At 60.0% G+C, this 21562-nt stretch carries 14 protein-coding genes; 9 read left to right on the forward strand and 5 right to left on the reverse strand.

The features are described from left to right. Positions 1 to 104: 104 nt before the first annotated feature. Positions 105 to 1907, reverse strand: coding sequence for an acyl-CoA dehydrogenase (locus O5O48_RS13785; RefSeq protein ID WP_269687304.1), 1803 nt, complete (start codon positions 1905 to 1907; stop codon positions 105 to 107). Positions 1908 to 2023: 116 nt separating this feature from the next. Continuing rightward, complete coding sequence (locus O5O48_RS13790) at positions 2024 to 4654, reverse strand: LuxR C-terminal-related transcriptional regulator (protein WP_269687305.1); 2631 nt, start codon at positions 4652 to 4654, stop codon at positions 2024 to 2026. 244 nt (positions 4655 to 4898) lie between these two features. Between O5O48_RS13790 and O5O48_RS13795 the strand changes: the two genes are divergently transcribed. Further along, complete coding sequence (locus O5O48_RS13795; RefSeq protein WP_269687306.1) at positions 4899 to 6746, forward strand: sensor domain-containing diguanylate cyclase; 1848 nt, start codon at positions 4899 to 4901, stop codon at positions 6744 to 6746. A gap of 40 nt (positions 6747 to 6786) precedes the next feature. Here O5O48_RS13795 and O5O48_RS13800 read toward each other — a convergent pair whose 3' ends face one another. From O5O48_RS13800 to O5O48_RS13810, 3 genes are all read right to left on the reverse strand, one after another. Continuing rightward, positions 6787 to 7878 (reverse strand): AI-2E family transporter, encoded by a 1092-nt coding sequence (locus O5O48_RS13800; protein WP_269687307.1) that lies wholly within the window; start codon positions 7876 to 7878, stop codon positions 6787 to 6789. Between the two features lie 210 nt (positions 7879 to 8088). Continuing rightward, a complete protein-coding gene (locus O5O48_RS13805; protein ID WP_269687308.1) occupies positions 8089 to 10392 on the reverse strand; it encodes an ATP-dependent DNA helicase in 2304 nt (767 codons plus the stop codon). Continuing rightward, positions 10389 to 12029 (reverse strand): VRR-NUC domain-containing protein, encoded by a 1641-nt coding sequence (locus tag O5O48_RS13810; protein ID WP_269687309.1) that lies wholly within the window; start codon positions 12027 to 12029, stop codon positions 10389 to 10391. Before O5O48_RS13810 ends, O5O48_RS13805 begins: the two co-directional genes overlap by 4 nt. A gap of 188 nt (positions 12030 to 12217) precedes the next feature. Here O5O48_RS13810 and O5O48_RS13815 point away from each other — a divergent pair, with 188 nt between their 5' ends. The 8 genes from O5O48_RS13815 (at position 12218) to cheD (ending at position 21559) form a co-directional block, all read left to right on the forward strand. Then, complete coding sequence (locus tag O5O48_RS13815; protein WP_269687310.1) at positions 12218 to 13516, forward strand: serine hydrolase domain-containing protein; 1299 nt, start codon at positions 12218 to 12220, stop codon at positions 13514 to 13516. Positions 13517 to 14195: 679 nt separating this feature from the next. Further along, on the forward strand, positions 14196 to 14960 hold the full coding sequence (locus O5O48_RS13820) for a methyl-accepting chemotaxis protein (RefSeq protein WP_269688706.1): 765 nt from the start codon (positions 14196 to 14198) through the stop codon (positions 14958 to 14960). A 48-nt stretch (positions 14961 to 15008) separates the two neighbouring features. Beyond that, the gene (locus O5O48_RS13825) at positions 15009 to 15374 is read left to right on the forward strand and encodes a response regulator (protein WP_269687311.1); all 366 of its coding nucleotides are present in this window, start codon (positions 15009 to 15011) and stop codon (positions 15372 to 15374) included. 25 nt (positions 15375 to 15399) lie between these two features. Then, the gene (locus O5O48_RS13830; RefSeq protein ID WP_269687312.1) at positions 15400 to 17202 is read left to right on the forward strand and encodes a chemotaxis protein CheA; all 1803 of its coding nucleotides are present in this window, start codon (positions 15400 to 15402) and stop codon (positions 17200 to 17202) included. Next, positions 17199 to 17711 carry a chemotaxis protein CheW gene (locus O5O48_RS13835; protein WP_269687313.1) on the forward strand — a complete coding sequence of 171 codons (513 nt, stop codon included), beginning with the start codon at positions 17199 to 17201 and terminating at the stop codon, positions 17709 to 17711. The genes O5O48_RS13830 and O5O48_RS13835 overlap by 4 nt, the downstream gene beginning before the upstream one ends. Positions 17712 to 17793: 82 nt before the next feature. After that, complete coding sequence (locus O5O48_RS13840; RefSeq protein WP_269687314.1) at positions 17794 to 20094, forward strand: methyl-accepting chemotaxis protein; 2301 nt, start codon at positions 17794 to 17796, stop codon at positions 20092 to 20094. A 14-nt stretch (positions 20095 to 20108) separates the two neighbouring features. Continuing rightward, on the forward strand, positions 20109 to 20957 hold the full coding sequence (locus O5O48_RS13845; protein ID WP_269687315.1) for a CheR family methyltransferase: 849 nt from the start codon (positions 20109 to 20111) through the stop codon (positions 20955 to 20957). Continuing rightward, positions 20954 to 21559: a chemoreceptor glutamine deamidase CheD gene (gene cheD, locus O5O48_RS13850; RefSeq protein ID WP_269687316.1), complete on the forward strand. Its 606-nt coding sequence runs from the start codon at positions 20954 to 20956 to the stop codon at positions 21557 to 21559. Before O5O48_RS13845 ends, cheD begins: the two co-directional genes overlap by 4 nt. Positions 21560 to 21562: the final 3 nt, after the last annotated feature.

Raw genomic sequence — 21562 nt, forward strand, 5'->3', positions numbered from 1 at the left:
TGATGAGGTACAGGGGAGGGAGTGTAGGAGGGAAAAGCAGATGGCGCGGGCGGCGGCGTGGAGCCGCCCGCAACCTTTCCGATTTCAGGCCCTGAGGCCCAAACTCAGAACCAGGCGTCCTGCATGTCGTAGGTCAGGCGGTTGCCGGTGCTCAGCAGGCGAGCCTGGCTGGCGAGGCTGGCCAGTTCCCAGTCCATGAAGTAGCGCGCAGCGTGCAGCTTGCCCTGGTAGAAGTCGGCCTCGCTGCCTTCTGCGCCAGCCTCCAGCGCGCGTTCGGCCACCAGTGCCTGACGCAGCCAGATCCAGCCGACAACCACGCGACCAAACAGGTCGAGGTAGGCGGTGGCGTTGGCCAGACCCAGGTCGACGTCAGCAGCGACCTGTTGCAGCAGATCGCTGCTCACCTGATCCAGAATGCCAACCGCGTCGTTCAGCGCCGCGGCCATGCCAGCGCACTGTTTGCTGGTGCCGGCTTCGGCAATGCTGGCGCGCGCTGCGGCGAGGAACAGGCGGTAGCCCTTGCCGCCGCGCTGGCTCAGCTTGCGGCCCAGCAGGTCGAGGCCATGGATGCCTTCGGTGCCTTCGTGGATCGGGTTCAGGCGGTTGTCGCGGTAGTACTGTTCCAGCGGATATTCGCGGATGTAACCGGAGCCACCGAGGATCTGGATGCCCAGATCGGAGGCGATCACGCCGTACTTGGACGGGTAGGACTTGACCATCGGGATCAGCAGATCGAGCAGCTCGTTGGCGTCTTCACGCTCGGCTTCGGTGGGCGCGGTGTGCGAGTCCTCGAACAGGCTGCTGGCATACAGGCACAGGCTCAGGCTGCCTTCGGCGTAGACCTTCTGCTGGAGCAACATGCGGCGTACGTCAGCGTGCTGGACGATGCGCACCTGGGTAGACAACGGGTCCTTGCTGCCCGGCAGACGGCCCTGCGGGCGTTCGCGGGCGTAGTCGAGCGCGTGAATGTAGCTCTGATAGGCCAGCACGGAGGCGCCGAGGGCAACGCCGATACGGGCTTCGTTCATCATCTGGAACATATACGACAGGCCCTTGTTGGCCTCGCCGACCAGATAGCCGACCGCACCGTCCTGCTCACCGAAGCTCAGTACGGTGGAGGTGGTGTTGCGGTAGCCCATCTTGTGCAGCAGACCGGCCAATGCGACGTCATTTCGCGCGCCCAGGCTGCCGTCCTCGTTGACCAACACCTTGGGTACCAGGAACAGCGAGATGCCCTTGACGCCAGCCGGTGCGCCTTCGATACGAGCCAGCACCATGTGGACGATATTGTCGGTCAGCTCGTGGTCGCCGCCGGAGATGAACATCTTCTGGCCGAATACGCGGTAGCTGCCATCTGCTGCCGGGCGCGCGGTGGTGCGGATGTCGCCGAGGGCAGAGCCCTGACCCGGCTCGGTCAGGGCCATGGTTCCGCTGTAGCGGCCGTCCAGCATCGGCGGCAGGAAACGCTCGCGCAGCGCATCGCTGGCGAAGCTCTTGACCAGGTTGGCGGAGCCGATGGTCAGGAAGGAGTAGCCGGAAGTAGAAATGTTGGCGGCGCTGAAATACGCAACGCAGCTGCGCAGGATGACTTCCGGCAGCTGCAGGCCGCCGTCTTCGGCGTCGTGGTGCGCGGCGTGGAAGCCGGCTTCGGCCAGAGCATCCCAGGCGGCTTTGGTTTCCGGAATCAGGGTGACCTTTTCGCCGTCGAAGGTCGGCTCGTTGGCATCGCCTTTCTGGTTGTGCGGAGCAAGAAATTCGGCAGCGATGCCGCGGGCGGTCTCCAGCGTGGCGTCGAAGACGGCGCGGTCGTGCTCGGCGTAGCGCGGGCGTTGCAGCAGCGCCTCGGTGTCGAGCATTTCGTACAGCTGGAAATTCAGCTCGCGTTCGTTCAGCAGTTTGTCGGACATGATGGCCTCGTCGGCAGGGTGGATCACAGGCAGACGTTGTAACAAGCTGGCCGTGGGTTTGCGTCAAACCACGGGTGGATTTGCAGGTTGAATTTTGGGTGGAGACGGGTGGAGATTCAGGTCAGCAAATTCAGTGTGCGGGCAATCTGAATGGCCTGCTGCCGCTCGGCGGCGCCGAGTTTGCGGAACAGGTTGTTGATGTGGGTCTTGACCGTGCTGAGGCTGACGTTGAGACCGTCGGCAATCTGCTGATTACCCTGGCCGCGGGCGATCCGTTGCAGCACGTCCTGCTCACGTCGGGTCAAGGGATCGATCAGGGTCTGCTGCGGATCGGCGTCAGCAAGCAGGGCCTGCAGTGGATTGTGCAGTTGCTTGCTGGTCGGCAGGTCGGGCAAGCCTTGCTGGCGCCGGAAGGCAGGTGACAGTAACTGACGCAGTTCGTTGCGCAGTTCCGTGCCTTCGTGCTGGAGCAATTGGCCCAGGCGGTGGCCAAGGCTCAGCTGTAAAGCCTGCTCCAGCGCCGAGTACAGTTCGGCATGCTGATGCCCGTTTCGGGCGATCCGAGCGTTGAGCAGATGCACCTGCAACGCGAGCAGTCGGTTGCCCTGTGCGCTTGCCTGCTCCTGCAGCTGGTGGGCCAGCGCCTGCGCCGTTCGAGTCTCCCCCTGATGGCAGAGCACCCAGCCGTGGGCCAGGCGTTCTTCGTAGTGCAGTGCCTCGCCGTAGTGCTCTTCACACCAGGCCCATTCATCCAGCCACTGGGCAATAGCGGGCTCGTTCTGCTGACGCACCGCCAGCCGCACCCGCCAGGCGCCGGCAATGCGATAGATACCGTACAAGCGGTATTGCCAGGCCAGTCTGCGCGACTCATCCCAGAGCTTGATTGCCTGCTCGGGCTGACCCCAAGCGTCGTACAGACAGGCCTGATGATGCAATACCCAGGGCAGGGCTGCGCTGTGCACCACCTCCAGCGCGGCTGCCTCGGCCTGGGCCAGCTGCTGGCGCGCTGCCTCGAATTTGCCTTGCTGCATCTGGACCAGCGCCTGGCCAATGTTGAGGAACAGGTCGTAGAAGGTGTTGGAAGTGGCTGCCGGGTCGTGCTGCAGCATGCTCACCAGGCGCTGGTCAGCCTGCAGGGTATCGCCGCGGGCAAGATCGATCTGGGTCAGCAGCAGGTGCAGGTTGTGGGTGTAGCCGCGGAAGGCGAACTGGGTCAGTTGCTCCAGTGCCTCATGGGCCGCCTGCTCGGCGCAATCCAGGTCGCCGAGCGCCAGCAGGCAACTGGCGCGGTTGTAGAGCAGCACAGCGCTGGCGGCAGTGCGCTGGGGCCAGTGACGCATGCAGCTGTCGGTCAGACGCAGACCATGCCGGTAGTTGCCGCCCAGCACGGCAAGTCTGCTGCGCAAAAAGGCGATGGTCTGGAACAGCCGCTCGGGGCGATCGGCGGGTACCTGCGCCTCACGCACCAGGCGTTGCAGGAGCAGCAGGCAGTGGCGCGCACGCTCGATATCATTGGTGGCGATTACGGTGCTCGCTTCGGTGATCGCCAATGTCAGGTGATCGGTGTCACGGTCGGGCAAGTCCATCAGGAAGTCGACGATGGAGTCGACCTTGCCCTCGCGCAGCAGGTCAAAACTGTGCTGTTCGACCTCGGCCAGCAAGCGGTTGTAATCGCCGCCGCGCCCCAGCTGGTAGACCGCCTCGCCATAGCAGCGATGCTGCAGCAGCCAGTCGGCAGCCTGCAGATGCAGAGCACGCAGTGACGCTGAGTCGCGGCGTTGCAGGTGACGAAGGCAGGCGCTGCGCAGGGCGGGGTGGTAGCGGTGGGTCAGCACATCATCGGGGTTGGGCTGAATGAACAGTTCGTGGCGAGTTAGCCAGCGCAGGGTACGCTCAGGCTGCTCGTGCCCGCTTAGCAGGGCGGCCAGCTCCGGGTTGAACCCACTGACCACCGCTGTTTGCTGAAGAAAGTACTGTATTTTGGGCGGCAGACCCTGCAGCAGCGATTGGCTGAGGTAGTCGGCGATATATTCGCTGGCGTCTGCGTTGTCGGTGCGTGCTGCCAGCGCAAGCAGCACGCCGCTGATCCAACCTTCGCTGCTGGTGCGCAGCTGGTAGATGCTGTCGTTATCCAGCAGGGCGCCGCGTTTACTTGCCAGTTGTGCGATCTGGGTGTTGTCGAGCGACAGCTCACTGGTGCCGATCAGCTGTAATTGCTGGTCCCGGCGCAGGTGCGCTATTTCCAGTTCGGGTAGTCCTTCGCTTGCCGCGACGATCCTTAGCTGGGGTGCGGCGAAGCCAATCAGCTCATTAAGCAGCCGTCGGGTGCCGGGCGAGCGCAGCAGATGAAGGTCATCGAGAAACAGGGTGAAAGGCCGGGAACGGGCCTCGAGTGCATTGAACAACGCGGTGCCGAGTGTCTGCTCCTGTTCAGGGGACGACGGCAGCAGGCCGAACAGGGCAGCGAGATGCTGCAGAAACACCGCTGGCTGGTTGTCTGCGCTGCAGCATCGCAGCCAGCCCCAGTCTTCGTCCATGTTGATGGCGCAGGTTGCCATCAGTGTCGTCTTGCCGTAACCGAGGGGGCTGGTCAGCAGGGTCAGACGGTTGCCTGATGCGCTCAGGCGCTGGATCAGTGCATCGCGTTCAAGCATGGCTTTGGGTAACGGCGGCGGGCGCAGGCGTGCGCGGTTGAGTATGACCGCTGGCGCTGTTATCACGTTGCCTGATTGCTGCAGCTCTGTCATTGACCTGCCCGTTACCCTGAACAAGGTGGCCATTATACGGCTGGCGCGCATTCCGCATAGACCTGGGGCATCTCTTGACCCAAGCGGCCTTGCGCCATCACTGATCAAATCTATGCTTCAAGAAACTGCAATATAATTCTAGGGCATAGCGAGTTTGACCTCCGCAAGCAGTGCTGACGCGGAGATCAGTGTGTGCACCGACTCGTTGTAAAGAGCGGATTTGAGTCAATGAGGGATGTGTGCAATGGCCAGGCACATGAGCGGCAACAAGGAAGAATTGCGCCACGACGCCGAGGTGGTCATCCACCTTGCCTCACCTTATTTGCTCGCCGAGTGGGATGGCGCGCTGGATGCGGTCGTCGGGCCTGACACCGCGATGCGGATCACGCAGGGGGCCGGGCTCGGTCTGCTGGTTTCACCGCTGTCTGCCCGGCGTCTTGATGAGCTGTTTATCCAGTTGTCGAAAGGTCGCAACAGACGTCGCCAGATGATCTTTCTGATTGGCGAGCGCTGGATACTGCTGTCATTCGACGGTGTGCGTCCGGGGCCCGGACTGGTGCGGGTGCACTTGCAGGACGTTACCCCACTGAAGCACGGAGAGCGCGCCGAGCACGAAGCTGGTCAGCGTCTGCTGACCGCACTGGAAACCGCCTGCATAGGGGTGTGGGAATGGTATCCGGGTGATTCGTTCATAGCCCTGTGCGAGCGTCTTGCGCAGTGGCTGGGGGTGGGCGCACATGCCTGCGAGCTGTCACTGGACGCATGCCTGGCGCGGGTGCATGAGGGTGATCGGCAGCGACTGATTGATCTGGTGCGAAGCAGATCGTTCAGTCGCTCTACCAGCGAAATTCACGAAGTAGAACTGCGCGTCAGCGTCGGTAGGGATAATTACCGCTGGATCGTGGTTGCAGCAGCATCACTGCCAGCGGAGGAACAGGGGGTGTATGCACGGCTGTGCGGCAGTATTCGGGATGTGACTGAACTGAGACGACTTGAGCTATTGGATCTGCGCCAGCAGCAATTGATGTCGTTGGCGGCCGAGGTTCAGCAGGCCTTTCTGGTGGATCAGAGTCTGGTGGCGGCCTGCGACCGATTGTTTGAGCCGCTGCTGGCAATAACGGACAGTCAGGTCGGCTTTATCGGCATTCTGCGTAACAGCGAAGACGGTTCGCAGTATCTGGAGGTGCCCAGCATCTCCAATATCAGCTGGGATGACGCCAGTCGCGCCTGGTATGCCTCCCACCGGGCCGAGGGGCAGTCCCTGCGCTTTCACTCGCTCAACAATCTGTTTGGCCATGTGGTAACCCACAATACAGTGGTCTGCACCGATATGGTCAGCCGTCATCCGGCCAGTCGGGGGCAGCCGTCCGGGCATCCGTCGATTGATAATTTCCTAGGTATTCCGCTGCGATTCAATGGTGAGGCTGTGGGGATGATTGCGGTTGGCAACCGGGAGGGTGGTTACAGCGGCGAACAGATTGAGTTGCTGGCACCGTTCGCGAGCGTGCTGGGCACCATGATCCGCGCCCGCCAGCTGGAAGAGCAGCGCGCTTTAGCCGAAGCTGCGCTGTTGCGTGAGGCAACCCATGATGCCCTCACAGGACTGGCCAATCGCAAATTGTTTTTCAGCATGGCCGACAGTCTGTTCGAGCAGGCATTGCGCTATGGCCAGCAGGTCTCGCTGGCGGTCATGGATATCGATTTTTTCAAGTCTGTAAACGATAAGTTCGGTCATCAGGCGGGAGACAGGGTTCTGCAGGTATTTGCCCAGACACTATCCGATGCGGTTCGGCGGTCGGATGTGCATGCGCGGGTAGGGGGAGAGGAGTTTGCGGTGTTGCTGACCCAGACGTCAGAAACAAATGCGCTCGATGTGCTGGAGCGATTTCGGCTATCGCTGCAGGCGTGCTGCATCCAGCTCGACGACGACATCGAAATCGGCATTACCGTCAGCATCGGCTACTGCGACTTTTTTGATGGTCTGCACGATGTTGATAACTGGTTCAATCTTGCGGATCGGGCGCTTTACCTTGCCAAAGCGCAGGGGCGTAATCGGGTGGTGCCATGGACGCCCGTTCAGACGGGCAGCTAGTGCCCGTTCCGAACGGCGACCGGAAGCGAGTGAGCTCCCGCTACTGCGGGTCATCGGCCTGCGGCGCCGGCTTCTGTGCCGGTGCTTCGGCCAGCGGGTTGAACTCCTCGGCAAAGATCTGCCAGAAGGCAATAAACAGCGCTGCAATCAAGGGCCCGATGACAAAGCCGTTGATGCCGAACAGGGCGAAGCCGCCGAGGGTAGACAACAGCACCAGATAGTCCGGCAGCTTGGTATCACGGCCAACCAGCAGCGGGCGCAGCAGGTTGTCGACCAGGCCGATTACCAGCGCGCCGAAGGCGATCAGGATAATGCCCTGGGTCCAGTGCCCGATTGCCAACAGATAGATCGCGACGGGGCCCCAGATCAGGCTGGCGCCGACCACCGGGATCAGCGACAACATCATCATTACCACACCCCAGAGCAGCGCACCGGGGATGCCCAAAGCCCAGAAGATCAGCCCGCCCAGTGCGCCCTGAACTGCGGCGACCACGAGGTTGCCCTTGACCGTCGCCCGGGTGACCTCGGCAAACTTCCCGAATAGCTGGTATTCGCGCTCGTCACCCAGCGGCAGGGCACGAACCAGCATGCGTACCAGCTCTGGACCGTCGCGCAGCAGGAAGAACGCCAGATAGAGCATCAGCGCCAGACTGGCGAAAAAGCTCAATGTGCCCTGGCCCAGCTGGAACGCGTTCTGGGCGAGGAAGCGGCTTGAGGTAACGGCGGCGTTGGTGGCAAGGGCCTTGACGCCTTCCAGGTCAATGTTGAGACGGTGAAACAGGCTTTCGACCAACGGGAAGCTGGTCTTCAGCTTTTCCATGATCGCTGCCGGGTCCAGCTTGCCGGTCTGTACCCGTTCATAAAGGGCATGGCCTTCCTGAACAAACGAGGTGATAACGAATACCGCTGGCAGGATGCACAACGCCATGCACACCGTCAGGGTCGCCAGGGCTGCCATGTTGTCCCGGCCGCTCCAGCGCTTGCTCAAGCGCAGCTGCAATGGGTGGAACAGCAATGCGATCACGCATGCCCAGAAGACGGCGCCGAAAAAGGGTTTGAGCAGATAGAGAAACAGCAAGGTTACAACGACCAGCATCAGCAGAAAGGATCGTTGTTCAAGTTTTGCCTGCATTGGCTCGGGCTCCTGCCATGGAAAACCCGATTTGAGCAGAAAATTGCAACTTTTACACCTCTGCGGCTGCCTCGGTTACCTTGCATCTGTGTCGCGTTCAATCCGCTACGTTGGTGGCAATGGCATGACAGTGCGGGCGAATTAAAGGGGGAATGATGGCCTGATATTTCTTCCGTATTTAAATTTAAATCAATTAATTAGAGGTTTTTTCTAACTCATCTTGTTCAATGTGAGGCTGCGGGTGCCGATCCTCCACCAGCGCGGCAGCAGCTCGCGCACCGTACGCTGGCCGAAGCGGTCGTCGAGCAGATAGACCACGCCCTGATCCTCCGTTGTACGAATGACTCGTCCGGCCGCCTGCACTACCTTTTGTAGCCCTGGATACAGGTAGGCGTATTCGTATCCGCTGCCAGCGCTGCCGTTGAACATGACCTCCAGCCGCTCGCGCATTTCTTCGTTGACCGGGTTGATCTGCGGTAGCCCGAGGGTCGCGATAAAGGCGCCGATCAAACGACGCCCCGGCAGGTCGATGCCCTCGCCAAAGGCCCCGCCGAGCACGGCGAAGCCGATGCCTTGGCCGTGCTCATGGAAACGCGCCAGGAAGGCGCTGCGCTCCCCCTCATTCATACTGCGCGACTGAGTCCAGACCGGGATATCCGGGTACAGGTGCTGGAACTTCTCCACGACCTGTTCGAGGTAGGCGTAGCTGCTGAAGAAGGCCAGATAGTTGCCGGGCTGGCGGGCAAACTGCTCGGCCATCAGTTCGCTGATCGGTTGCAGGCTGGCAGTACGGTGCTGATAGCGGGTAGACAGGTTGCGGATGACCGAGACGCTGAGCTGATCGGCATGGAACGGCGACTCGACTTCAAGCCACTGGCTGTCCTCGGGCAGCCCGAGCAGATCCCGGTAGTAATGGGCCGGGCTCAGGGTCGCAGAAAACAGCGTGGTGCTATGGGCGGTGGTGAAGCGCTGCTGCAGGAACGGAGCCGGCACCATGTTGCGCAGACACAGGGTCGACAGGGTGCGGCGGCCACTGGCGCCGGCATGGCGGGTGATGTCGAACAGTGAGTGCGGACCGTAGGCTTCGGCCAGACGACAGAACAGCATGGCGTCGAAGTAGAACAGAATCAGCGCGTTGGCATTGCCATCGGGCTGGTCTGTCAGATGTTCGGTAATGGCGCTGACGGCTTTCTGCAGGCTGAGAATGAACAGGTCGGCAATCGCCGGGTAGATCTGATAGTCCTCGGTCTGATCGCGGTGCAATGCATTCCAGTGCCGGGCGACCCGGTCCAGCGGTGCTTTCAGCGTCGCCGGGGCCTGTTTGCGCAGGGTGTTGAATACGCCCTGATCCAGTTCAGCGGTATACATGCCGCGGGCGCGATCAATCAGGTTGTGGGCTTCATCGACCAGTACGGTGACGCGCCAGTCATTGAGGACTGTCAGCCCGTAGAGCAGGGCGGTCATGTCGAAATAGTAGTTGTAGTCGCCTACCACCAGATCAGACCAGCGGCACAGCTCCTGGCTGAGGTAGTAGGGGCAGATACGGTGTTTCACGGCGATGCGGCGCACGGCGGTCTGATCGAGCCAGTGTTCGGCAACGGCCTCGGCACGGGCGGCCGGCAAGCGGTCGTAGAAGCCTTCGGCGAGCGGGCAGGATTCTCCGTGGCAGGCCTTGTCCGGGTGCTCGCAGGCCTTGTCGCGGGCGATGTGCTCCAGTACGCGCAGGTTCAGTGGTGTCTCGCTGTGCGCACGCAGGCTTTGCAGGGCGTCTAGCGCGAGCTGACGACCGGGCGTCTTGGCAGTGAGAAAAAACAGCCGATCCACCTGCTGCTCCGGCATCGCCTTGAGCTGCGGGAACAGGGTGCCGAGCGTCTTGCCGATGCCGGTGGTGGCCTGGGTCATCAGCGTCTTGCCGTCACGCGCCGCGCGGTAAACCGCCTTGGCCAGTTGGCGCTGGCCGGCACGGAAACTGGGGTAGGGGAAGGTCAGTTGCTGCAGCTGCTGGTCGCGGGCACCACGGTGATGGGTTTCCTGCCGGGCCCAGGCGATGAAGCGGTCGCACTGCTGGGCGAAGAACTGGCGTAGCGCGTCGGCGGCAAACGTCTCACGAAAGACGGTTTCCTTTTGGGTGACCACGTTGAAGTAAACCACCGCCAGATCGACCTCTTCCAATTCCAGCTCGGCACACAGTAGCCAGCCGTAGACCTTGGCCTGCGCCCAGTGCAGCACCCGATGGTTGTCCGGGATGCGGCTGATGTCGCCGCGGTGGGTCTTGATCTCTTCCAGCAGATTTTGCTCGGGGTCATAGCCGTCGGCCCGTCCTGCTACCAGCAAGCCGGGATAGCTGCCTGCGAGCGTCAGCTCGCTGAGGTAGCCTGCGCCGCGGCGTGAGACCACGGTCTGGTGCCCGGCGATGCCTTCCTGCGCGGTGGGCGCAGGGGTAAAGCGCAGGTCCAGGTCGCCCTGTTTGGCGGTAAATTCGCACAGCGCGCGCACGGCAACTTGGTAGCTCACGGCGTCTCCCACTGCACATGTACTACCTCAACCGGCATCGCGTGCTCGGCACAGAACGCCAGCCAGCGGCGCTGGTTGTCTTGCAGGCGATCGCCGGGCCCTTTGACCTCGACCATGCAATAGCGCTGCTCGGCGGGCCAGAACTGGATCAGGTCGGGCATGCCGGCGCGGTTGACGCGGATGTCTCTGAGCATGCGTTCACACCAGAGCCGCAGGTGGCGGGCAGGGATGCACTGCAAAGCCAGTTCCAGCAGTGTCTCATCGAGCAGCCCCCAGAACACAAAGGGCGACTGCAGCCCCTGTTTCTGCTGCCAGATGCCGCGAATATGCTCGCGGTAACTGCCATCGTCCAGCCGGGCCAGCGCGGCATCGAACAGCGCGGCGCGACGGTCGGCAAAGTCGGCGTCGTACAGATCGGCTGGCCCGCTCTGGAACGGGTGGAAGAAGGCGCCGGGCAGGGGCGCAAAAATCGCCTCCCAGCAGAGCAGGCCAAACAGACTGCCGATCAACGCATTCTCGACGTAGAACACCGGTGCATCCGGCGCAGCCAGATGGGCGGCAACAGCCAGCTCAACACCCTGCGGGTCCGGCCCCGGCAGTATCAGTTGCGTGGTTTTCGTTTCGGGCTCCGGCACGGGCTTGGGCACCGGTTGCTGGAGTTTGCGCCCCAGCCGCTTCAGTGCCCGCTCGACCAACTGCTGCTCGCTCGCAGTGTGCGGCGCCGCGTGAGCCGTGGTTGCCAGCGCGTAGGCCTGTTTGTATTGCTCCAGCCGTTCGTGCAGCCTGATTGCCCGCTGGCGTGCCTCGCTGTGGCTGCACTGGAGGTAGAGTGCCAGCGCCTGCTCCAGTTGCTGCTCGCGTTCCAACTGCTGGCCAAGCTGAAAGCGCAAACGCTGATGCCGGCGTTCGATCCAGGGGTTGCTGGTAGTGAAATGCGAGAGCTGGTCGACAATCGTCATGGCGTCGCCGCCGGCCTCAAGCTCCTCCCGGCAGCGCCTGAGATAGAGGTACTGGTCAACATCGCCTGGCTGATGAAAACTGCGCGAATGGGCCGGAAACGGCACCGACTCGTACTGCTGGAGGCCGAGTTCGGTCAGCACGAACTCGCTCCAGTCCTGCGCCAGATTGCCGAAAAACAGCAACCTTAAACGGTCGCACAGATCGCTGATCTGCAGGCTCAAGACATTGTCTGTCGGGATGCCTGGCCAGGCGTGCCAGGGCCTTGGTGCGTGATTGCCGGCCAGCAATGCATCGATCAGCGTCTGCTTGCCCAGCTTGCCGGCCTGTTCAACCCCCAGATCCAGTGACGCCAATTCCGTCTTGAGCAGCAGCCTGGCGAGGCTGGATACATCGATGGGGTCTTCAGCGGACAACCAGCTCAGCTCCAGCAGAGGCTGCGCCGCGGACTCAATATCGCCGATCTCGTCATAGCACAGCCGGCTGACCCGGAAATGATCGCCCTTGCGCATGATCAAGCGCACCAGCAGCGCCCGTGAGCGCTCGGGCAGAGTCGGAAAATGCTGAACAAACCGGCGCTCCTGCTCACTCAGCAGATCGTCATAGCGCGCACCCACCCACTCCAGAACAAATTCGAAGTTGCGCAGGTAGTAGAAGTCGGTCGCGAGCAAAGCGGGCATGGCTTGAATTGGATACTGGTTGAATGTCCAGCATTGTGCGCATCTGCGTGGGTGAATTCAAGCCACACTGGCCGCCAACGTTCAATGTCTGAATGATGGAACATAGTGTTCAGCAGGGGATGCTTGCTGCACTGACACCGACCTCCTAACGTGAGGGGCTGCTCAAACAACAAAAACAGGACAGCCCAATGACACACTTTCATGGTTTTCAACCGGGTATGGGGCGTCGCCTGCATGCCGCTGCCGATGTGGCACCCGATCTCCCCGCTCCGGATACCGTTCGCTATGAGCTGCTGGGTTTCATGGAGGGCTTTCCGCCGGCCCCCGAGAAGCTGGTTACCCGCGAAAACTACCTGGTCGAGTACCCGAAGCTGCGCTGGGCGTTCCAGCATATGCGCGAGCTTGTGCCCTCACGTCAGATCAGGCGTGGCAGTGGTGCTACCAGTGAGTTGCCTCGCGGTGCCGATCTGACCGCTCAGATCGACGCGCTTAGTATCACATTGAATGACGGCAGCGAAATCGACTTTAGCGAGTTTCTTTCGTGCAGCTATGCGGACGCCTGCATCATTCTGCACCGCGGCAAGGTGATCTATGAGCAGTATCCCAATCAGCCCGATCCGCTCAGCCCGCACATGCTCTGGTCGGTGACCAAGTCGTTCACCGGTCTGGTGGCGGCGATGCTGATCGCCGAGGACGTTATGGATCCGAACGCCCAGGTGACTGACCTGATTCCTGAACTGGCCAGTTCCGGTTGGCGTGGTGCCAGCGTTCAGCAGGTGCTGGATATGACAGCGGACATCAAGTACTCCGAGGTCTACGCTGACGGCACCTCGGATGTGAAGTACTACGGCCTGGCCGCGGGCATTACCCAGTCACCGCAATGGACCGGACCAACCCGTCTCTATGATTACCTGCCGACCATCGGTGCAGCCCGCGAGCACGGCCGTTATTTCGCGTATCGCACGGTTCACACCGAGGTTCTGGGCTGGCTGATTCGCCGCGACAGCGGCAAGGATGTGGCGACCCATATTGGTGAGCGCATCTGGAGCAAACTGGGGGCAGAGGAGGACGCGCTGTTGCTGCTCGACCCGACGGGTACCGAATGGGCTGGTGCGGGGCTGAATGCGACTTTGCGAGACCTCGCCCGTTTCGGCGAGATGATGCGCAATGGCGGAAAGTGGAACGGTCAGCAGATCATTCCCGCCGCAATCATCGAGGATTTGCAGCGTGGTGCGGATCGTGACGCCTTTGCCGATTTCGGACGGCGTGGCATGGACGGCTATTCCTATCACAACCAGTGGTGGATCAGTCACAACGCCGATGGCGTGTATGAAGCCATGGGGGTGCATGGGCAACTGATACATATCAATCCAGCGGTTGAGCTGACCGTTGTTCGGACTGCCTCACACCCGATTGCCAGTAATGAGTTTACCTATGAGATGACAAGCGCAGCGCTGTCTGCACTGGCTACCCTCCTGCGCTCCTGACAAGCTCAACCGGGCAGCGTTTGCTGTCCGGTTTACCCTTTCTGATCATTGGTGCATAAAAATATTTAGTCTTATCAATATCTTGCAAAGATCTTGTCAGCAGGTTTTCTGGTATCAACTAGCCATCCGCCACATCTCGTCTAGGCTTGAACTTGAAGGGATGCAGGCCAACAGTCATCAAGTCGTTCCTCTCCCAATTGATCGAAACCTGTCCAGTATCGACACAGAACGTCGACCGGACAGGACGCGCCCGTGACGGCCCCGTTGCAGATGTTGAAACAGGAAACGTTTCATGAGTACGAGATCACAATCTGCGGTTCAACGCTCCATTCTCATCTCCAGTGTTATTGCGTTCGTCGCAGGGGTGGCTGTTGCTCTGGTGGGGCCGGGGTGGTTGGCGGTTGTGGTCGCGCTGGGTGTTTCTGCGGGGCTATGCCTGTCGCTGATTGGTCGCTCCGGGCCTGATGTTAACGCGCCGGACGGCTCGATACATTCGGGTGCTCAGCCCGAGATGCGTGCGTTGAGCGAGTTGGGACGCCTGCAGCCGCCCGAGCTTGAGCTTTACCGGCAACAGTTGCAGGCGATGTCTGCAGTGATTACCGATGGTGTGGGCCTGATTAGACAGGCCTTCACCGATATTCACGAACTGCTCGCGAGCCAGCAGCGGGCTGTGCGCAAGATGCTGCCGCACGGCGCTGCCGGTGATACCCATTCCAGCCTCGACAGTTTTGCCGAGCACACCACGGAAACACTGGATACGGTGATTCGTAATGCTGCGAGCGTTGGTGAGGATCTCTCCGAACTGGTCAGCAAAGTGACTGAAATCGCTGACCAGATGCCCGAGCTGATGAAGGCGGTGCACGAGATTGACCAGATCGCTGGCCAGACCAACCTGCTGGCGCTCAATGCTGCCATTGAAGCAGCACGTGCTGGTGAGCACGGCCGAGGTTTTGCTGTGGTGGCGGATGAGGTGCGCAACCTGTCGCGGCGTTCTACGCTTTTCAGTGACGAAATCAAGAGCAAGCTGGGCGCGATCGAAAATGCAGTGGTGCACCTCAGCAAGCACATGGGCGATATCGCAAGTCAGGACATGGACTGGCTGACGCATTCTCGACATAAGGCAGAGCAATCTATAACCGCCCTTCAGCAGATGGCAGAGCGTGATCGCGCGCTCACTAACGAAATCGACAGTCTGGCGTTGCAGTTGATTGATGCGTCCGAGCGCGCCACCCGCGGTCTGCAATTTGAAGACATCACTACGCAGACAGCCGGATACGTGATCAGTCGCATGGCGCTGATGCAGGAGGTCGCCTCCGCGCTGTCCAGGCTGGAGGGCGAGGAGCTGGTCGCTGAACTTGAACGAATCGGTGCGCAATTAACTGCATTTCGTGCCAGCCCGGTCAGTCAGAACTCAATGGCCAGTGGAGAGGTAGAGCTGTTCTAACACCAATTTTGCAACCTATTGGTTATCGACATCGGGAGATAAAGCAGTATGGCAAAGCACATTCTGGTCGTCGACGATTCCGCATCGATTCGGCAGATGGTCGAGCACACGCTCAGAACCGCAGGCTATGAGGTAACGGCTGCAAACGATGGCCAGGCTGCGCTGGATCTGTGCGAGCGTAGCCGGTTTGATTGTGTCCTGACCGATCAAAATATGCCGCGTATGGACGGCCTTACACTGATCAGGAAACTACGTTCAATGGGGGCCTACAGTCGAACCCCAATCCTGGTGCTGACCACCGAAGCCAGTGATGACATGAAGAGCCAGGGCAAGGCAGCCGGAGCCACCGGCTGGATGGTCAAGCCGTTCGACCCTGCCAAGCTGCTGGCGGTCGCGTCCAAGGTTCTGCCCTGAACCTGCGCCGGCTGCGGAGATCATCATGAGTGTCGAACTGAATCAGTTTCACTCAGTGTTTTTCGAAGAGAGTCAGGAACACATCGACACGATGGAGCGCCTGCTCATGTCGATGTCGGTCGATAACCCGGAACCGGAAGACCTGCATTGCATATTTCGTGCGGCGCATTCCATCAAGGGCGCCAGCGGCATCTTCGGATTTGATGCCCTCGGTCAGATTACTCACATCATGGAAAACCTGCTGGATCAGGTGCGCAAAGGGCAGCGTCCGCTCAGTAACGATCTTGTAGATCAGTTTCTTGGCGTGATCGATTGCCTGCGACAGGTGCTAGACAGCTATCGCAACCAGCAGGACATCGACTGGCCAGAAGTCGAGCGCACTACCAGTCTGCTCGAATCGATATTGGGAGTGGCAGTAGCTGACGAACCGCAAGATGACGGCTTTGGTTTCTTTGACCAGCCGGCCACCACCGACGCAGAGGCAGACGATGACTTCGGCTTCTTTGACCCGCCCGCCGTTGCTCAAGCGTCGGACGAGGCCGGCTGGGGCCTGTTCGAGGCAGCCGATACCGACACGGCCGCGTTGAGCGCGGCGCAGGTGGCAGGCGCGTCGGGAAGGGATGGCAACCCGGTCAAAAAGGCTGCAGCAGGTGAGTCGTCCACCATTCGCGTCGATGTGGAGAAGGTTGATTCATTGATCAACCTGGTCGGCGAACTGGTTATTACCCAATCGATGCTCAAGGTACTCGGCGACGATCTGGGTGGCAGCAATTCGCGCCTCGGCTCAGTGCTGGCGGAGCTTGAACGCCATACCCGGGAGATACAGGAGTCGGTCATGTCCATTCGGATGATGCCGGTTTCCTTCGTTTTTAATCGGTTTCCGCGGGTGGTGCGTGACCTTGCCCGAAAGCTGGAAAAACAGGTTGAACTGGTGCTGGAAGGCGAGCACACGGAACTGGATAAGGGGCTGATTGAAAAGCTGGTAGATCCGCTTACCCATCTGGTGCGCAACAGTATCGACCATGGCATTGAACGACCGGATGTGCGTCGCGATCGTGGCAAGCCGGAAACCGGCACCATCACCATTAGTGCAGCCCAGCGGGGCGGCACAATTCAGATTTGCATTGACGACGATGGTGCGGGGCTGAATCGCGAACGGATTTTGGCCAAGGCTCGCGAAAACGGTCTTAGCGTCAATGATGACATGAACGACGCCGATGTCTGGGATCTGATATTCCAGCCCGGCTTTTCTACCGCCGAAGTCGTTACCGATGTGTCCGGTCGTGGCGTCGGTATGGACGTGGTTCGACGCAATATTCAGCAACTGGGTGGACGGGTCAATATCGCCAGCCGTGCCCTGCAAGGTTCCACTATCACCATCACTCTGCCGCTGACGCTGGCGATTGTCGACGGCATGGGCGTCATGGTTGGTGACCAGACCTTCATCATTCCTCTGGTCAGCATCATCGAGTCCATGCGTCCCTATCCTGAAAACATCGAACAGCTGGCCGGTAGCGCGCTACTCCATGTGCGTGATCAGTTTTGGCCGGTGCTGCCGCTGTATCAGGTTATGGACGCCGTGCCGCAGCACACCTCACCGGCAGACGGCATTGTGGTACTGATCGAAACCAGCAAGCGGCGCTATGGCCTGCTGGTTGATGAGCTGGTTGGCCAGCAACAGGTTGTGATCAAGAGTCTCGAGCAGCACTACAAGCGGGTTCCTGGCGCGGCCGGAGCCACGATCATGGGCGACGGCAGCGTCGCGCTGATTCTCGACGTCGAGTCGCTGGCCGATGTCGTACCGACACTGGACGAGGAGATCGCATGAGCGGGCAGAAAGATCAGGCTGCTGGCAAGGCGGACAACGACGGTCCTGCCAGCGAGTTTCTTACCTTCGTGCTAGGTGACGAGCATTACGCCATCGACATCATGGCAGTGAAGGAAATACGCGGATATGAGTCCGTGACCAAGATTGCCAAGGCCCCGGCCTACATCAAGGGGGTCATCAACCTGCGCGGGGACATCGTGCCCATCGTTGACCTGCGTATCAAATTTGATGTCGGTGAGGCGACGTACAACGAGTTCACCATCGTCATTGTTCTGCAGATCAATGAGCGAATGGTTGGCATCGTCGTCGACAGCGTATCGGACGTCATTGCGCTGACCGCATCTCAGCGGCGGCCGCCACCGGAGTTTGGCGTTGCCTTTGATAGCCGCTTTCTGATGGGGCTGGCAAAGGTAGGCGGCCGTATGGTCATTCTCGTCAATATCGAGGCCCTGGTTACCAGCAGCGAGCTGGGACTGGTCGATGCTGCGCTGAAGAAAATGGAAACCTGAAACAACGATTGCGTCTGCCACAACCAAGGAACAGGACGTCCGGGGCATTGCTCGGTAAGCCTGGCACCTGGAGGAGAGTTACATGCAACAGTTACCTTCGTTTCGCGTTGTCATGCTGTCAGCGGTACTACCCAGTGCTGTGACAGCCGTTGCCGCCTTGCTGGCGCTGGCAGGCGTCGGTGGGCCACCTGCGCTGACCGCCTGGTTGGTGATCGCATTGGTTGGTGGGTTGGCTGGTATTGCCGTTGGGCTGGGCGGGCTAAACAGCATTCGCATGAAGCTGGGTGCTGAGCCGAGAGAGCTACGCAGCTTGATCTGTCAGATACTGCAACGGGTTCAGGCCAGTGCAGAGGCGTCTGACAGCGTCATGACCTTGCTTGAACGCTTGCAGGAAAACGTCGCTGCGCGGGTTGATCGGGACTCGTTCAACACGCGTATCCGTCAGGCGGTTGATAATGCCAACACCAACATCATGATTGCTGACGGCGAGCGCAACGTGGTGTACATGAACGATGCGGTGCTGCAGATGCTGCGTGATGCCGAAGACGAGATCCGCAAGGACCTTCCCGGCTTTTCCGCCGAAACCGTGCTGGGTGGCAGCATCGACCGCTTTCACAAGAATCCGGCACATCAGATGGGCATGCTCAGTCGTTTGCAGGACACGCATCGTGCGCAGATTACCCTCGGGCGTAACACGTTTGGTCTGATCGCCAATCCGATTTTCAGCGAAACCGGCGAGCGTCTGGGGACGGTGGTTGAGTGGAAGGATCGGACCCGGGAGCTGGAGGCCGAGAAGCTGGCCATCTTCAACACCCGCATTCGCCAGGCGGTAGATAATTCCAGCAACAACATCATGATCGCCGATGAGAACCGTGATGTTGTGTACATGAACAAGGCTGTGGAATCGATGCTGCGGCGCTCTGAAGCGCAAATAAAACGCGACTTGCCAGCCTTTGCTGTTGATAAGGTACTTGGGGGCAGTATTGACCGCTTCCACAAGAATCCGTCACATCAGATGCATCTGCTCAGCAGCCTCCAGGGCACGCATCGCGCACAGATAGAGCTTGGTGACAACACCTTTGGGCTGATAGCCAATCCGGTCTTTGCTCCGGATGGCAGTCGCCTTGGTACGGTAGTGGAGTGGCTGGATCGAACAGACGAACTGAAAGCCTCTGATGCGGTAACCAGTCTGGTGGCTGCAGCCGCTGCCGGCGACTTTTCCCAGCGCATTGCCAGCGAGGGCAGGCAGGGGTTTTTCCTCGAACTGGCCAACGGTCTGAATCAGTTGATGGAAACCTCGGACAAGGGCCTGAAGGATATTGCCCGGGTACTGGGCGCCATTGCCGAAGGCAACCTCACCGAGAAGGTCAGCGCTGAGTACGAAGGTACCTTCCTTGAACTGAAAAACTTCTGTAACCGCACAACAGACAACCTGTCCGCCATGATTGGCGAAATTCGCGGCGCCTCGAGCACCATCATGACTGCCTCAAGTGAGATTGCCCAGGGGAACGCCGACCTGTCGAGCCGTACCGAGCAGCAGGCATCCAGCCTGGAGGAAACGGCGTCCAGCATTGAGCAACTGACCTCGACGGTCAGGACCAATACCGACAATGCCAAGCAAGCCAATGTGCTGGCCGAGCAGGCAACTGATATTGCGACTGAAGGCGGTGACCTGATTCGTCAGGTAGTCACCACCATGGAATCCATCAACGAGTCGGCGCGCAAGATCAGTGACATCATCGGGGTCATCGACGGCATTGCCTTCCAGACCAACATCCTCGCACTCAATGCTGCTGTCGAAGCTGCGCGAGCTGGCGAGCAGGGCCGTGGGTTCGCGGTGGTCGCCACCGAAGTGAGGACTCTGGCGCAGCGCTCGGCTGAAGCGGCCAAGGACATCAAGCAGCTGATTTCCGACTCCGTGTCCAAGATCGAAGGTGGTAATACCCTGGTTAACAAGTCCGGTGAAACGATGACTGAGATCGTAACCGCCATCAAGCGGGTTAATGACATCATGGCGGAAATCGCCGCGGCCTCGGTAGAACAGGCCAGCGGGATTGAGGAGGTCAACACGGCGGTTAGCCAGATGGACGAGATGACCCAGCAGAATGCCGCGCTGGTCGAGCAGGCCGCGGCGGCCGCCGAGAGTCTGCGCTCGCAGACCGAGGGGCTGCAGCGTCAGATCGGTGCGTTCAAGCTTGACCAGAACGAGAGTGATCAAGCGCCTTTGGTGCACATAGCGCCGGTGCGTAAGGAAATGGCCGCGGGCAAGCAGTCCAAGGTTGCTGCTGAACGCAAGACCGACGACAGGAGCAGCAAGCCCAGATCCGGGAAAAAACTGAATGCACCGGAGCGCGATGATGACAGCGACTGGGAATCCTTCTGACAGGGTGATGCGCCGTGACGACAAGGACGGATCAACCCGAGCGCGAGTTCGAGTACTGCCGGGAGGACTTCGAAGCTGTGCGCAAAATGCTGTATGCCCGAACTGGCATCAGTCTGGCCGACAGCAAGTTTCAGTTGGTCTACAGCCGCCTGGCCAGGCGTTTGCGTGCGCTGCGGCTGAATTCGATAGGCCATTACTTGCGTTATCTGCAAGCACATGACGAGGAGCAAGAGCACTTCGTCAATGCCCTGACCACGAATCTGACGTCGTTCTTTCGCGAGCCGCATCATTTTGTAGTGCTGGAGCGTTTTCTGCGTGAGAAGGCCGGGCAGGGGCGCCGCTTCAGGCTGTGGTGCGCGGCTGCCAGCACAGGCGAGGAAGCATATTCGATGGCGATGGTCGCGCTGGAAGCGCTGGGCAGCAATCCGCCGGTTTCGATTATTGCTACCGATATCGACAGCCAGGTGTTGCAGCACGCGCAGCTGGGCATATACACCCAGGAGCGCTGTGCCGGCTTGTCGGCCGAGCGACTCAAGCAGTTCTGCCTGCGTGGCAAGGCAGGTTCAGGGCAGGCCGGGATGGTCAGGATGCGCAGGGAGCTGCAGCGCCTTATTGAGTTCAGGACACTCAATTTGCTGGCTAGCCAGTGGTCGGTTCAGGCGCCATTCGACATTATTTTCTGCCGTAATGTGATGATTTATTTTGATAAACCAACGCAGGGAAAACTGCTGGAGCGGATGATCCCCATGCTCACCGATGACGGGCTCTACATAGCCGGCCACTCGGAAAGTTTTACTAATGCAGGCAGCCTGGTCAGGCTGGTGGACAGGACCGTTTACGCTCCGGTTGGGAGAAGCCGATGAGTTTGGCAGAGATGGCGATAAATCAGTATTACGATCGTCATTTTGAGCGGCAGGCGACCAAGATTCTGCCGGGAGAGTATTACTCTACCAGCCAGCCTGAGGTGATTGTCACCGTACTGGGCTCCTGCGTCGCCGCATGTATCAGAGACCGGGTCAACGGTATCGGCGGCATGAATCACTTCCTGTTGCCTCTGGATGGCTCGGCCGAGCCTGGCAACCCCACCCAGTCGGCTCGATATGGTGCCTATGCGATGGAGTTGCTGATCAATCAGCTCCTCAAGCTGGGCGCCAGGAGGGAGCGTTTGGAAGCCAAGGTCTTTGGCGGTGCCGCTGTGCTGCGCGGGATGAAGCTCAACGACGTAGGCAAGCGTAATGCGGAATTTGTAACGCGCTATCTGGATAACGAGCGCATTCCCGTTATCGCCTCCGATCTGTTGCAGGATTTTCCACGTAAGGTCTATTTCTTTCCGGAGACCGGGCAGGTCTGGGTCAAGCGGATTGTCACCATCAAGAACGATACGATTTTCGAGCGGGAGCGTGAGTACCGTATGCGGGTCAAGCAGGAAGTAGCCTCAGGCAGTGTGGACCTGTTCCGGGAGTAGATG

Source organism: Halopseudomonas sp. MFKK-1 (genome assembly GCF_027474385.1).
GTDB classification, from domain to species: Bacteria; Pseudomonadota; Gammaproteobacteria; order Pseudomonadales; family Pseudomonadaceae; genus Halopseudomonas; species Halopseudomonas aestusnigri.